This window comes from Mesorhizobium sp. M1273 (assembly GCF_040318195.1).
Lineage (GTDB): Bacteria > Pseudomonadota > Alphaproteobacteria > Rhizobiales > Rhizobiaceae > Mesorhizobium.
In genome coordinates this window covers 1-13,634 of sequence record NZ_JAMYLV010000008.1, presented here as the reverse complement: position 1 = coordinate 13,634, position 13,634 = coordinate 1, and the positions used below count along the sequence as shown (strand labels likewise).

General features: G+C 64.2%; 16 protein-coding genes. 8 read left to right on the top strand and 8 right to left on the bottom strand.

From position 1 onward, the window contains the following. Positions 1 to 151 precede the first annotated feature (151 nt). From NKH30_RS11205 to NKH30_RS11190, 4 genes are all read right to left on the bottom strand, one after another. Positions 152 to 1,750 carry a peptide chain release factor 3 gene (locus NKH30_RS11205; RefSeq protein WP_502898805.1) on the bottom strand — a complete coding sequence of 533 codons (1,599 nt, stop codon included), beginning with the start codon at positions 1,748 to 1,750 and terminating at the stop codon, positions 152 to 154. Between the two features lie 83 nt (positions 1,751 to 1,833). Further along, positions 1,834 to 2,196: a hypothetical protein gene (locus tag NKH30_RS11200; RefSeq protein ID WP_352540430.1), complete on the bottom strand. Its 363-nt coding sequence runs from the start codon at positions 2,194 to 2,196 to the stop codon at positions 1,834 to 1,836. Between the two features lie 260 nt (positions 2,197 to 2,456). Then, positions 2,457 to 3,383 carry a haloalkane dehalogenase gene (locus NKH30_RS11195; RefSeq protein WP_352681389.1) on the bottom strand — a complete coding sequence of 309 codons (927 nt, stop codon included), beginning with the start codon at positions 3,381 to 3,383 and terminating at the stop codon, positions 2,457 to 2,459. After that, complete coding sequence (locus tag NKH30_RS11190) at positions 3,380 to 3,979, bottom strand: TetR/AcrR family transcriptional regulator (RefSeq protein WP_352614617.1); 600 nt, start codon at positions 3,977 to 3,979, stop codon at positions 3,380 to 3,382. The genes NKH30_RS11195 and NKH30_RS11190 overlap by 4 nt, the downstream gene beginning before the upstream one ends. Positions 3,980 to 4,097: 118 nt before the next feature. Between NKH30_RS11190 and NKH30_RS11185 the strand changes: the two genes are divergently transcribed. Continuing rightward, positions 4,098 to 5,174 (top strand): NAD(P)/FAD-dependent oxidoreductase, encoded by a 1,077-nt coding sequence (locus NKH30_RS11185; protein WP_352995435.1) that lies wholly within the window; start codon positions 4,098 to 4,100, stop codon positions 5,172 to 5,174. Here the strand turns inward: NKH30_RS11185 and NKH30_RS11180 are convergent. Both NKH30_RS11180 and NKH30_RS11175 read right to left on the bottom strand, forming a co-directional pair. Next, positions 5,168 to 6,541, bottom strand: a complete 1,374-nt coding sequence (locus NKH30_RS11180) for an amidase (protein WP_352995432.1) — start codon at positions 6,539 to 6,541, stop codon at positions 5,168 to 5,170. The two genes, NKH30_RS11185 and NKH30_RS11180, sit on opposite strands and share 7 nt — an antisense overlap. Before the next feature lie 170 nt (positions 6,542 to 6,711). Continuing rightward, the gene (locus tag NKH30_RS11175) at positions 6,712 to 6,927 is read right to left on the bottom strand and encodes a DUF6356 family protein (protein ID WP_352469961.1); all 216 of its coding nucleotides are present in this window, start codon (positions 6,925 to 6,927) and stop codon (positions 6,712 to 6,714) included. 115 nt (positions 6,928 to 7,042) lie between these two features. Here NKH30_RS11175 and NKH30_RS11170 point away from each other — a divergent pair, with 115 nt between their 5' ends. From NKH30_RS11170 to NKH30_RS11160, 3 genes are all read left to right on the top strand, one after another. Continuing rightward, on the top strand, positions 7,043 to 7,513 hold the full coding sequence (locus NKH30_RS11170; protein WP_352995429.1) for an Lrp/AsnC family transcriptional regulator: 471 nt from the start codon (positions 7,043 to 7,045) through the stop codon (positions 7,511 to 7,513). An 84-nt stretch (positions 7,514 to 7,597) separates the two neighbouring features. After that, the gene (gene dut, locus NKH30_RS11165; RefSeq protein WP_023717930.1) at positions 7,598 to 8,083 is read left to right on the top strand and encodes a dUTP diphosphatase; all 486 of its coding nucleotides are present in this window, start codon (positions 7,598 to 7,600) and stop codon (positions 8,081 to 8,083) included. Then, positions 8,083 to 8,739, top strand: a complete 657-nt coding sequence (locus NKH30_RS11160) for an HAD family hydrolase (protein ID WP_352458656.1) — start codon at positions 8,083 to 8,085, stop codon at positions 8,737 to 8,739. Before dut ends, NKH30_RS11160 begins: the two co-directional genes overlap by 1 nt. Positions 8,740 to 8,772: 33 nt before the next feature. Here NKH30_RS11160 and NKH30_RS11155 read toward each other — a convergent pair whose 3' ends face one another. Beyond that, complete coding sequence (locus NKH30_RS11155) at positions 8,773 to 9,357, bottom strand: TetR/AcrR family transcriptional regulator (RefSeq protein ID WP_352995426.1); 585 nt, start codon at positions 9,355 to 9,357, stop codon at positions 8,773 to 8,775. An 80-nt stretch (positions 9,358 to 9,437) separates the two neighbouring features. On the opposite strand from NKH30_RS11155, the gene NKH30_RS11150 reads away from it, so the two are divergent. The 4 genes from NKH30_RS11150 to NKH30_RS11135 all read left to right on the top strand — a co-directional run bounded on the left by NKH30_RS11150 (position 9,438) and on the right by NKH30_RS11135 (position 12,677). After that, complete coding sequence (locus NKH30_RS11150) at positions 9,438 to 9,848, top strand: SRPBCC family protein (protein ID WP_352540438.1); 411 nt, start codon at positions 9,438 to 9,440, stop codon at positions 9,846 to 9,848. 77 nt (positions 9,849 to 9,925) lie between these two features. Beyond that, positions 9,926 to 10,783: a hypothetical protein gene (locus NKH30_RS11145; RefSeq protein WP_352995423.1), complete on the top strand. Its 858-nt coding sequence runs from the start codon at positions 9,926 to 9,928 to the stop codon at positions 10,781 to 10,783. A gap of 77 nt (positions 10,784 to 10,860) precedes the next feature. Further along, entirely contained in the window at positions 10,861 to 11,664 is an 804-nt protein-coding gene (locus NKH30_RS11140) for an isocitrate lyase/PEP mutase family protein (protein WP_352469965.1), read from the top strand. 14 nt (positions 11,665 to 11,678) lie between these two features. Further along, positions 11,679 to 12,677, top strand: coding sequence for a proline racemase family protein (locus tag NKH30_RS11135; protein WP_352469966.1), 999 nt, complete (start codon positions 11,679 to 11,681; stop codon positions 12,675 to 12,677). Here NKH30_RS11135 and NKH30_RS11130 read toward each other — a convergent pair. After that, positions 12,608 to 13,369, bottom strand: coding sequence for a sulfate transporter family protein (locus tag NKH30_RS11130; protein WP_352995420.1), 762 nt, complete (start codon positions 13,367 to 13,369; stop codon positions 12,608 to 12,610). The two genes, NKH30_RS11135 and NKH30_RS11130, sit on opposite strands and share 70 nt — an antisense overlap. Between the last annotated feature and the right edge of the window lie 265 nt (positions 13,370 to 13,634).

The window sequence follows — 13,634 nt, the reverse complement described above, 5'->3', positions numbered from 1 at the left end:
TTCCTTCGTGCCGGAGAAGGTGGATCGGCGCGCAGCGCCGAGACGGTTGAGGGGTGCTGGACGGAATGAGACGTTGGTGTTTCCTGGAACACCCCTCATCCGTCGCCTTCGGCGACACCTTCTCCCACAAGGGGAGAAGGGAAGGGGCGCATCAAGCCGCCCTGTCGCGGACCTGATAATCCTTGACCGCGGTGAAGCGGATCGCCTTCCAGCGCTCGGCCTCGTAGTTGAGCGAGAAGGCGTGCTGGGCGAGGAACACCGGATCGTTGTCGAGATCGCGCGCGATGTCGCCGCGATGCGCCTCGATGAAGCGCTGGAGTTCGGCCTTATCGTCGGCCGATATCCAGCGGCAGACGGAAAAGCGCGACATCTCGAAATCGACCGGCAGTGTGTATTCGAAGTTTAGCCGCTCCTTCAAGACGTCGAGCTGCAGGGCGCCGACGACGCCGACGATGGCTGGCGAGCCGTCCTCCGGCGAGAACAATTGCACGACGCCTTCCTCGGCCATCTGGTGCAGTGCTTCCTTGAGCTTCTTGGCTTTCATGGCATCGCCGAGGCGAACGCGGCGCAGGATTTCAGGCGCGAAATTCGGCACACCGCGAAACAGGATCTCCTCGCCTTCGGTCAGCGTGTCGCCGATGCGCAGCGTGCCGTGGTTGGGGATGCCGACGACATCGCCGGCGAACGCCTCGTCGGCCGTGACGCGGGTGCGGGCGAAGAAGAATTGCGGTGCCGACAGGCTCATCGGTTTTCCCGTGCGCACCAGCTTGGCCTTCATGCCGCGCTCGAGCTTGCCGGAGCAGACGCGGACGAAAGCGATGCGGTCGCGATGGTTGGGGTCCATATTGGCCTGGATCTTGAAGACGAAGGAGGTCATCTTGTCCTCGGTCGCCTCGACCTTGCGGCTGTCGGCCTCCTGCGCGCGCGGCGGCGGCCCGTAGGCGCCGAGCGCCTCGATCAGGTCGCGCACGCCGTAATTGCGCAGCGCCGAACCGAAATAGACCGGCGTCAAATGGCCCTCGCGGAAGGCATCGAGGTCGAGCGGGCGACAGGCCGCGCGCGCCAGTTCCAGCTCCTCGATGAAGGCCTCGCGCTCGTTCTCCGGCAACAGGCCGGCGACGCGGTTGGAATCGGGTCCATTGACCGGCGTGCGCTCCTTTTCGGCGTCGCCCTTGCGCACCGCGTTCAGCGCCAGATGGTAGGTCCCGGAAAAGGTCTTGCCGCGGCCGATCGGCCAGGTGATCGGCGCTGTATCCAGTGCCAGCTTCTGCTCGATCTCGTCGAGGATGTCGAATGGGTCTCGGCTTTCGCGGTCCATTTTGTTGACGAAGGTGATGATCGGGATGTCGCGCAGCCGGCAGACCTCGAACAGTTTCAGCGTGCGCGGCTCGATGCCCTTGGCGGCGTCGATGACCATGACCGCGCTGTCGACCGCCGACAGCGTGCGATAGGTGTCGTCGGCGAAATCCTCGTGGCCGGGCGTGTCGAGCAGGTTGAAGACGGTGTCCTCGTATTCGAAGGTCATCACCGAGGTGACCACCGAAATGCCGCGCTCGCGTTCGATCTTCATCCAGTCCGAGCGGGTCTGGATGCGGTCCTTCTTGGCCTTGACCTCGCCGGCAAGCTGGATGGCGCCGCCGAACAAAAGCAGTTTTTCGGTGAGCGTCGTCTTGCCGGCGTCGGGGTGGGCAATGATCGCGAAAGTGCGGCGGCGCGATACCGCTTGTTCGATGTCTTCAGCCAATTTCATGGAATCCTGTCTGTGGCGCGGGCTTCTAGCAGCGCTTTTCCAGCGTGTCGAACGGAAACACCGCTGATACCCCGGCAGCAGGTTCAGTCTCTGACGATAGCCGCCTGCGTGACCGAGCCAACGTCATCCAGGCGCATAACCAGCCATTCAGAGTCGATCGAAAAAAATCCTCTTTCCGAACCAAGAATATAAACCAGACTCCAGTCCTCGAAATAGTCCGTCTTCGGCGGCTCGCCGAGCATGGCAACAACTTCTGCCCGCGATTTCCCAACCAACGCCCCGGTCAGCACCAAACCGTCAGCGATGCGATGGCGTTTATGCAAAGGATCCAGCCAGTTGTCGTCCTGCCACCAAGATCGAACGAACGGCAGCGGGCCAAAGAAGACGGCATAGACAATGGCGGCTCCGGCTGCAGCAAAAACCAACCCTTTTATCCAGCGGCGCAAATGACCCTCATGTGATTGAGCTGAACGTTTCCAGTGAGGCGATCGTCATCGACCCGCTTCGAGAGCGGTCCCGGCAACGCCCTTGGTAAGTCTGTAGCATGGTGGCAATGAGGGCAAGAAGTCCTGGGCGTTTGAAGGTACACGGCCGTGAGCAAGAACATCATCGTCATTGGATCCGGCATCATTGGCGCCTCCATCGCTTGGCACCGGCAGAGCTAAGCTGTCGACCTCTCCGGCTGCCGCCGGTTCACGTCCCGACGTCAGGCCGATTCGGTCGCTCGGCTCTCGAAGGCCACCTCCGGAATCCACTCGGCAATTGTGGCGCCGATCCTGTCGGCATGGTCCTCCTGTAGATAATGCGCGCCGGGTCCGAGATCGATCAACCGGCAGTTCTTCAGGCCGGCCGCGAATTCCCGTGCCGCATGCGGCGAGACGAGGGCCCCCGGATCGCCTGAGAAAAGCAGCTTCGGGTAGGAGGAGAGCCGGAGCGCCCGATGGTCGTACTCGCTGATGGCAGCGACATCGGCGGGCTGGCCTTCAATCGGCAGGTCGCGCGGCAGCCGCAGGATCGGCTTGCGCGATTGGGGCGTCGGGAACGGTGCCCGGTAGGAGGCCATTTCCTCATCGCTCATCGTGCGCAGCACCGCAGCCGGAAGCACCTTTTCGACGAAGACGTTGTCTTCCAGGACAAGCTTCTCACCGACGCCAGGCGTGCGCATTGCCTTGAACAATTCGCGCGCCTGCGGACGCTGGTGAAAATCGTCCCAACTCTCGAAGGGGCGGATGAATTCCATGAAGGCGAGGCCGAGGATCCGCTGCGGCCGCCGGGCCGCGAGATGGAAGGCGAGCGCGGTGCCCCAGTCCTGCGCGACGACCACCACGTCACTGATGCCAAGCGTCTCGATGAAGGCGTCGAGATAGCGGACGTGGTCGAAGAAGCGATAGTCGATGTCCGGCTTGCCGGATTGGCCATAGCCGATCAGGTCGGGCGCAATGCAGCGGCCGAACGGCGCCACGTGCGGGATGATGTCGCGCCAGATGTAGGACGACGTCGGGTTGCCGTGCAGGAATAGCACCGTCGGACCGGCAGTACCTGCCTCGACATAGGAGATGGTGGAATCGAGTACCGCGACTTCCGAGCGCGGCACCGTTGTGCGGGATTGCTGCTTTTCGAGTTTCGGGTTCATCGGATCAGCTCCTTTTTTACGAAGACTGTTTTGAAGACGATATTCTTGAAACGCTCGAGCGGTTCGGGACTGCGCTCCACCTTCATGCGCAGCATCGCGCCTTGCCAGGAACTCAACAGGAAATCGGCGAGGTCCTCGGCATCGAACGCGTCGGTGATGTCGCCAGCCGCCTGGCCCTCGGCGATGCATTCGGCAAAGGGCTTGCGCCAGCGTTCGAAGATGGCGACGAGTTGCAGCCTCAGCGCCTCACTGTGAGCAGCCGTCTCGAGGCTGAGATTGCCGATCATGCAGCCCCGTGCCCAATCATGCGCCTCCAGCTTCGACGTGATGATTTCGAGATAGCGGCGCAAGCGCCCGACCGGGGGTGTGCCGTCCCGGGCAAGGGCCTGCTCCGCCAAACCGCTCACATAGGCGAAATAGCGGTCCAGCACCTCGCCGGTGAACGCCTCCTTGGAGGCAAAATGATTGGTGAAGGACCCCGGACGGGCATCGGCCGCGGCGACGATGTCGCGTACGCCGGCGGCCGAATAGCCGGAGCTCCAGATGGTTTTGAAACCGGCGTCGAGAAGTTTTTCGCGAAGTGAATGTCTAGCCATGCCAGGTAAAATACGTACGTACGTATTAAAGTCAAGAGGCACATTTGATACGGCTCGCTCTTGGCAGAACCCACGGGCAATGGCATCGCAGTGGTGGCGTTGGAACGAGGAGTGAAGCATGACAGCTGCGAAAGAAGTGATCGTCATCGGCGCCGGTATCATCGGCGCCTCCATCGCCTGGCACCTGACCAGGGCTGGAGCAAAGGTGACGGTCGTTGCCGGCAGCGGCGCCGGCGGCGTCGCGACACCGAATTCCTTTGCCTGGATCAATGCCAGCTGGGGTAATCCGCAGCCTTACTTCCGACTACGGACTCGATCGATGGCCGAATGGACGCGACTGGCGAACGAGGTGCCCGGCATCCCGTTGCAATGGTGCGGCGGCCTGTGCTGGGACCTGCCACGTCCCGAACTCGAAGCCTATGCGGCCGAGCACTCCGCATGGGGCTACGGCATCGAGCGTGTCGACCGTGCCGGAGCGGCCCGCATCGAGCCCAATCTGACCGAGCTTCCCGATTTCGCCCTTTATGTCGCCGAGGAAGGCGTTGCCGAGCCGGTCGCCGCCACGCAAGCACTGCTGGCCGACGCCGAACGGCGCGGCGCGCGAATTGTAGCCGGGACGACCGTCACCGCTCTGGTGCAAGCCAACGGCAGGCTTGCCGGCGTCGATACATCCGGCGGGCGGATTGCTGCCGACGAGGTGGTGATCGCGGCCGGAGCCGGCTCTCCGGCAATCGCTGCCACAGCCGGGATAGAACTGCCGATCGAAACGCCGCCCGGCCTGATCGTGCATTCGCGCCCCTACGAAAAGCTGCTCAACGGCCTGGTGATCGGCGACCGCCTGCATATGCGCCAGACGGCGGAAGGCCGCGTCATCGCCGGCTCGGATTTCGGTGGCGCCGATCCCGGCATGGATGCCCCGGCCACCGCCCGCGACCTGTTTGCGGCGATGAAGGCGATGCTGCGCGGCGCGGATGGGCTGGAACTCGATTTCCACACCGTTGGCTATCGGCCGACGCCGGTCGATGGCTTTCCGATCATAGGCCGCGCCGAAGGCACGAGCGGCGTCTATGTTGCGGTCATGCATTCCGGCATCACGCTGGCGCCGGCCGTCGCCCTGTTCGCCGCCCGCGAAATCCTCGACGGCGAGCGCGATCCGCTGCTTGATCCCTACGGACTGGCGCGGTTTACTCAATAGCCGGGCGGACGGCGAAAGCCGCCGGCCAGCGGCTCGATTGCCCTGGCGATCCCGAGCAGGCGCCGCTCCGACCAGCGTTTGCCAACAAGCTGTAGTCCGATGGGCAGGCCATTGCTGTCCTGTCCGCAGGGCAGCGACAGTGCCGGATGGCCGCTGTAGTTGAACACCGCGCCATAGGCCGGCAGCATCCAGTAGCTTTGCGTCTTGCCGTCGACCTCGATCGGCGTTCCCGGCTCGCAATGCGGGAAGGCGGTGGCCATGGCGACCGGGCACAGCAAGGCGTCGCAGCCGTCGAAGAACCGTTCCCACGCCAGGATGGAGCGGTCGCGGCGGGCGAGCGCCTCGAACCAGCGCGAGACCGGCGTCGGCTTCTCCGGTGGTTTGGGCTGCGCCGCCTCCAGCATCATGCCGATCAGCGCACCGCCTTGTGCTAGGTCGTCGTGCAGGTCGAGCTCCGGCAATTTGGCATCCTCGACGATGGCGCCTGCCGACTGAAGCTCCTTTGCCAGACTTTCGACCGCCGCGCTGATCTCGCCGGCCACCGGAAAGCCCGGAAAGGACGGCGCGACGGCAATGCGCAAATTTCTGAGATCCAGCTCCGGCATGGTTTCGACCGGTACCGGCGCAAGGTCGGTATCGCTTCCATCCGGCCCGGCAATGAGGCCGTAGATCAGTGCCAGGTCCTCGACGCTGCGCGCCAGCGGTCCGAGGCAGGACATCAGCCGCACGCTGCGCGGCGCCCCGCCCGGGTCGGGGAAGGCGCCGGCGAGCGAGACGCGGTGCTCGGTCGGCTTGAGGCCGTAGACGCCACAAAAGGCGGCCGGCAGCCGGATCGAATCCTGCATGTCGGTGCCGACCTCGAACGGCGTCATACCAGTGCCGAGCGCCGCCGCCGCACCGCCGCTGGAGCCGCCGGCGGTGCGCTGGAGGTTCCAGGGGTTGCCGGTGCGGCCGAACAGTGGATTGTCAGACTGCCAGTCACCGAGCATCGTCGCCACGTTCGTCTTGCCCACCAGCACGCCGCCTGCCGCCTTCAGCCGGGCAACCACCGGACTGTCTGCCCTCGGAGCATAGTCGGCGAAGGCCGGGAAGCCGACGGCGGTTCTCATGCCGGCGGTTTCATGCGTGTCTTTCAGTGTGAACGGCACGCCATGCAGCGGCCCAAGGGCCTCGCCGCGCGCCTGCGCGTCGTCGGCTTTGACGGCGCGTTGCCGCGCACCGTCCCGATCGAGGGTTACGACGGCATTGACCGCCTTATTGTGCCTGTCGATCTGCGCCAGATGCTCGTCCAGCACCTCTATTGCGGAAACCGTACGGTCGCGGATGGCCGCGGCCAGTTTGGTGGTCGAGGAAAAGACGATATCCATGGTGAATGCTCCGGGCTATCGCGCCGCGATCCTCAAAATGGCGGATTGGCGCGTGGATACAAGCCTGGCTCGGCATTCGACGATGGCGGCGCTTGATCGGGATTGCGCTGCGGGGCCTGTTGAGGGTCGGCGCTGTCCAGCGGCCTCGCCGCGCTCGGTACCTCTGCGGCTTACCGTCCTCTGTTGTGCGTCCGCTCATAGAGCTCACGGATGATGCCGCTTGCCGTGGTCTCGAACAGAAACGGCAAGAAAGCATGAACGAGCGCGGCAAAGGCCGCCATGAACAATCGCGACGAGAACCATGCGGCGAAAGCCATATGGCCGAAATAACTCTCGCCGACCGCGGCCGGGTGAGAGGTGAAAAGTCTTGCGAGCCGTGCGGTCATGTCGATCCCTCCTGCCTGGATGAAGAGCCGGCGATGAGTATACTGGCATGGGTGTTCGGTTCATCGGTCTCAAATTGTCCTTGTGAAAGGCTGAATTTTGGGACAAACATCCCACATGGCGCCGGAAATCGACGAAATAGACCGGAGATTGCTGGCCGAGCTGCAACGCGACGGCACGCTGTCCGTCGACCAGCTCTCGGCAAGAATATCGCTGTCGCGCAATGCCTGCTGGCGCCGGGTGAAGCGGCTGGAGGAGGACGGCGTCATCACCGGCCGGGTGGCGCTGGTCGATGCCGACAAGCTTGGGCTCGGCCTTTCGGTGTTCATCCTGATCCGCACCTCCAACCACGATCCCGACTGGCTGCAAAGATTCCGGGCGGCGGTGACCGGCTTTGCCGAGATCACCGGCGCTTACCGCATGTCCGGCGATCTCGACTATGTCCTGCGCGCCCGCGTCGCCGATGTGAAGGCGTATGACCGGCTCTATCAACGGCTGATCGCCAAGGTGGCACTATCCGACGTTTCGGCCTCCTTCGTCATGGAGGAGATCAAGGAGACCACGGTCGTTCCGATGGAACTGCACTGAGGCGGAACCGCACTGAAAGAAAGCCGTTGATAGCATTGCCGCCGAGTTGACTGAGCCGGCGTTCGCGACGATAGGATCAGCCTCATGCGCGCAGCACTTTATCCCACCTCCGTCATCGGTCCGGCTGTCGGCTTCGTCAGGCTGCCGCATGGCGAGGGCTTGCCGCTTCCGGCCTATGAAAGCTCGGGCGCCGCCGGCATGGACCTGCGCGCCGCCGTCCCGGACGACAGGCCGCTCTTGATCCTGCCGGGAAAGCGCGCGCTGGTGCCGACCGGGCTGGTCCTGGAAATTCCGGAGGGCGTCGAAGGCCAGGTCCGGCCGCGTTCGGGCCTCGCCTTCAAGCACGGGCTCACCTGCCTCAACACGCCGGGCACCATCGACAGTGACTATCGCGGCGAGGTCAAGGTGCTGCTGATCAATCTCGGCGACGAGGATTTCGCGGTGACGCGGGGCATGCGGATCGCCCAGATCGTCTTCGCCCCGGTGACGCAGGCGACCGTCGAGGAGCGCACATTGGCTGGCGGCACAACGCGCGGCTCGGGCGGCTTCGGATCGACCGGCACGGCCTGATGAAAATACCCAAGCTCGTCATCTTCGATTGCGACGGGGTTCTGGTCGACACCGAGAACCTGGCCAATCGGCGCCTCGCCGAATGGCTGACCGCGGCCGGCTTTCCGGCCAGCTTCGAATATTGCCGGAAGAATTTCTCCGGCCGCAGCATGGTCTCGGTGCAGAAGGAAGTCGAGGCGACCGGCGTCAGCCTCGGCGCCGATTTCGTCGAGCGCTGGAACGCCGGCCTGCCGGACCTGTTCGCGCATGGCGTCGAGGCCATCCCCTACGTTCGCGAGTTCATCGAAACCGTGCACGCCGCCGGCATCGCCACCTGCGTCGCCTCGTCGGCACGGGTATCGAAAATGCACATCACGCTCGGTCAGACCGGGCTGCTGCCGCTGTTCGAGCATGCGCTGTTCAGCTCGACCATGGTCTCGCGCGGTAAGCCGTTCCCCGACCTCTTCCTGCATGCGGCAGCGACGATGGGCTTCGCACCCGCCGACTGCATCGTCATCGAGGACAGCGTCGCCGGCACGGCAGCCGGCATCGCCGCCGGCATGCGCGTCTATTCCTACCACGGCGACCCGCTTTCCGACCGCGACGGGCTGATCGAAGCCGGCGGCATCCTGTTCGACGACATGCGTGAACTGGCCGGGCTGGTGCCGATCCACTGATCGCCTTTGCGCAGCCTGCATGCGCGCCCGATCTCAGACCGGGCGCGGCGCCCCAAGTACTCGGTCGACCGTGTCGCGTATGAGACTGCGCAGATTGGCCGGCCTGTCGAGATGACTGACGACAAGGAGGCCGTCGGCCGCCACCGTTAGCGCGTCCGCGGTGCGGTCCGGATCGGGATCTGCGTCGGCGATCAGCAAGTCCCTGAGGGTGCCCCACTTCCAGTGACGATGCTGATCGATCGCCTGGCGAACCGGGCTGCTGGGGTCCGGATATTCAGCAGCGGCGTTCTGAAACGGGCAGCCGCGGTAGCCCGGCTGATCCGCCGCGTCGGCGATGAGATCGAATATGGCAAGGATCATCTGGCGAGGTGGCCGCCGGCCAAGGCTCGCGATTGCCGCCCGTCCTCCCTTGCTGAGCTCCTCGATATAGGCGCGGACGAGGTCGTCCTTGGCCGCGAAGTGATGATAGAACGTCGCCTTGGCAACGCCGGCCTCGGCGATGATGCGGTCGATCCCGACTGCACGGACCCCCTCCAGAGAAAACAGTGCGGTCGCCGTATCGAGGATTCGACGACGCGCAAGGCTTTCGGGACGATCGTTGATTCGGGCTGTGGACATGCCTTGACTATAGCAGACAGATCTGTATACATCCACATGTAGACAGACAGGTCTACCTACTACCAGAAGGACCAGCGAACATGGTTTCAATAGTCAGGGAAATCATCGTAGATGCTTCACCGGAAAGCGTATGGGCGACGGTGGGCGACTTCGCCGGCGGCGCACAACGGATAGCCCCAGGCGTTTTCGTCGACTGTCGGGTGGATGAGGGCGACGTACGGGCCCTTACCTTCGCCGACGGCAAGATTGTGCGAGAGCGGCTCATCGCCCGCGACGAGCAGAGCCGGCGGATCGTGTGGGGATGGCTCGGCGACGAGGTCACCCACGATAATACCTCCATGCAGGTCTTTGCCGAGGGCGAGGGCCGGAGCCGCCTGGTCTGGATTCACGACACTCTGCCCGACGAACTCGGCGCGTGGCTCGCAGCCGCCATGGATCAGCTGGTGCCGGTTTTCCAGCAGACCCTGGCGAGCCAAGCCAAGCCAACATAGTGAGGCAACGCCAGGTGTTTCCTCTTGGTCGCAAAATGCTCTAGCTTGCGCGCGCCCGAGATAACGAGCGCGCGCGCATGACCTTCTCCCTGCTTCGTTTCATCTTTGCCTGCCTGCTGCTGCCCTGTCTTTGGACGACGGCCAGCGCGGAGGCCGTCAGTTTCCCGGAGCTCGGCAGCGCCGTCCCCGGCCACGGCGATGTCACCTATCTCGATCTCGCCAGGATGGTCATTCCCGATCTGGCGGCGGACAAGGACGGCTTTTTCCGAGGTTCGATGCCGATCGAGATGCGCCACATCGCTGGACCGGACTACGACGGCTCGCCGCCGGCGACGTCGGGTCTTTCCAGCGGCGACGTGCTCGGCATCAAGGCCGGCGGCAAGGACCGGCTGGCGATGCTGCTCGACCTCGGCGACTCGCCTGACAGCGCCGAGGGTTATGCCGTGCTGGCACTCTACGACATCACCGGCAAGCCGGCCCTGCTCGACGCGGTCAATGTTGCCGTCGACCGCAGCACCTACTTTCGCGATCCGGGCAAGCTGTCGATCGGGCCCGGCGATGACGTCATCATCACCGCGAGCACGCATTTCAATTCGAGCCAGGGCTATGTGATCGCGCCGCTGGTCATGGTCCGCAACGACAGGTTCGAGCTGATCGACATGATCTATACATTCGACGAAAACCTCTGCACCAACCGAAGGACGCAGAATGTGGCCTTCCAGGTGATCGCCGACGGCCAGCCCTATGCAGCCATCAAGGTCACGGTGACCGACGCGACGCTGCCGGGAGAAGAAAGCTGCGACGGCCAGCCGCCGCCAGAGGCGTCTTCGCGCGACATCTCCGTCACCTATCATTGGGACAAAAATGCTTCGCGCTACTTCAAGGAGTCCGACGCGCTGGATCGATTGGCAGATGACAACGCCAAACGCTTCTGAGCCAACCGCATTTGTTTGCCCGGCGCCTTCCGCCGGGCTAGAATTTGCCTCACATTCTGCACTGGAGGGGAGCATCCATGGACAAGGGCAAGATTTTTCGCGACCTGCATGCCTCGATCTTCGTCATGGCCAATTCCTGGGACGTCGGCACGACCAAGCTCTTGGCCTCATTCGGCTTCAAGGCGCTGGCCACGACCAGCGCCGGCTTTGCCTTTTCGCGCGGCCTGCCGGACGGCGCGGTGACGTTCGAGGCGATGATCCATCATTGCCGTGAAGTGTCAGCGGCGACCGGGCTGCCGGTTTCGGCGGACCTCGAAAAGGGCAAGGGCGACAGCGCGACAAGTGCCGGCGAGACCATCTTCGCCGCCGAGGCGGCTGGCCTCGCCGGCTGCTCGATCGAGGACCATACCGGCGAGCCCGACAAGCCGATCTATGATTTTGCGCATGCCGTCGAGCGCGTCGCGGCGGCGGCGGAAGCGGCACGGGCACTGAAACGCGATTTCGTCTTCACCGCGCGGGCCGAGAATTTCCTGTGGGGCAAGCCCGACCTCGACGATACGATCAAGCGGCTGCAGGCCTTCGAGAAGGCCGGCGCCGACGTGCTCTATGCACCGGGGCTGGGCGACATCGAGATGGTGCGAACCGTCTGCTCGGCGCTGACCAAGCCGGTCAACGTCATGGCCGGGCCCGGCTTCACCATCGCCGACCTGGCCATGGCGGGGGTAAAGCGCGTCTCGCTCGGCCCATGGCTGACCAATTTCGCCTTCGGGATGCTGGAGACCGCGGCGCGCGAGATCCAGCAGGATGGCACCTTCGGCTTCACCCGCGCCGCCATGCCGTTCGGCAAGCTGCAGGCGCTATTTGCCAAACCTTCCGCCTAGGTCGGGTCCGGCAAATGACGCTCACGGTCGTGGACATGCACACCGGCGGCGAGCCGCTGCGGATCGTCACCGGCGGCTACCCCGATATTCCCAAGGGCACGATCCTCGAAAAGCGTGCGTATGTGCGCGACCATCTCGATCATCTCAGAAAGATCCTGATGTTCGAGCCGCGCGGCCATTACGACATGTATGGCGCGCTGTTGGTGGAGCCCGACCTGCCGGGCGCCGACCTCGCGGTGCTGTTCATGCACAATGAGGGCTATTCGACGATGTGCGGCCACGCCATCGTCGCGCTCGGCCGCTACGCCGTCGACGAGCGGCTGGTGGCGCCACGCGAGCCGATGACGACCGTCAATATCGAGGCGCCATGCGGGCTGATTTCGGCTGCGGTCGAGGTGAGGGACGGCAAGGCCGGCGCGGTGTCCTTCGAAAGCGTGCCGGCGTTTCTGTTCGCCGGCGACCAGCGGATCGAGCTGCCGGGCTATGGTCCGGTCGGCTTCGACGTCGCCTATGGCGGCGCCTTCTATGCTCTGGCCGACTGCCGCCAGTTCGGGCTGGAATTCGGCAGGAACCGCGTGCGCGATTTCGTCGATGCGGCGACCGCGCTGAGTGATAAGCTGAAGGCCGAATTGCCGCTGTCGCATCCCGACCATGCTGATCTCGCCTTTCTCTACGGCACCATCCTGACCGACGGACAGGATGCGTTCTCCGATACGCCGACCAAAAACATCTGCGTTTTCGCCGAGGCCGAGGTCGACCGTTCGCCGACTGGCTCCGGCGTCACCGCGCGGTTGGCCGTCATGCACGCCAAGGGCCAGATCGAGATTGGCCGAACGCGGCTGTTCGAGAGCATCGCCGGCTCGCGCTTTTCCGGCGCCGTCGTACGCACGGCCACAGCCGGGCCGCATGACGCCATCATCGCCCGCGTCGGCGGCCGCGCCTATTACTCAGGGCGGGCCGAATTCATCGTCGAGGACGACGACGAACTGGGCAGGGGTTTTCTGCTGAGATAGCTCCCTTCCCGTGCCGAGATCGCCTTGTGCAGATGCACCATCATGGCGGCGGCGAACAGTGGCGTCAGAAGGTTGAGCAGCGGCACGGCGAGGAAAGCGGCGACCACCAGCCCGGCCAGGAACACGGTGATCGAGTGCTTTCTGCGCAGCGCCTTGGCCTCGGCCTCCGGGCGAAAGCGCATGGCGGCGAATTCGAAGAACTCGCGCCCGAGCAGATAGCCGTTAACGACGAAGAAGGCGGCGATGTTGATGCCCGGCACCAGCAGCAGCAGCAGGGCGACGATATTGCCGAGGATGACGACGCCGAAAAACCGGATCGCCAGCACCAGCGAGCGCAACGCCGGCACGGCGCGGCCGGGCGGGTCGTTTGGATAATCGGTGCGCTCGACCACTTCGGCGACGTCGTCGAGGAACAGGCCGGCGATGATCGCCGTCACCGGCGCGATGAGCAGCGCCAAGCCCAGCGCAAGGCCGATGCCGGCGACGACGGCGCCCAGCCATCCGGCCCAGGAGGGTAGGGCGGGCAGCCATGCATCGATCCACGGCCAGGCCAGCCATTCGAACAGGCTCTTGATCCCGAACCACAGCGCCGCCAGCGCCAGCAAGGTCAGCCCCAGTGTCTTCAGGAACACGGAACGGAATTCGGGCGAGAACAGCCGGCTCAAGGCGGCACGGGCGGCGTCGAGGATCACGGCGTTTCTAATTCCATGTCAAACGAGGCCCATGGGCGATATTTCGGGATAGGCGGAGACAGGTCGCGAGACAAGCGCAAACCGCGCGATACGAAGCATGCGATCTGCCCGGATTTATAACTCGCGGCCTAGGCAAAGCCGCATCAAACCGCTAGACCCGCCCGCGCCCGGCGTGGCAGAAAGCCGGTGGGTTTTTGGCGGAGACATGAATTGATGCCGGACTATGACGTGCTTTGTATCGGAAATGCCATCGTCGACATCATCG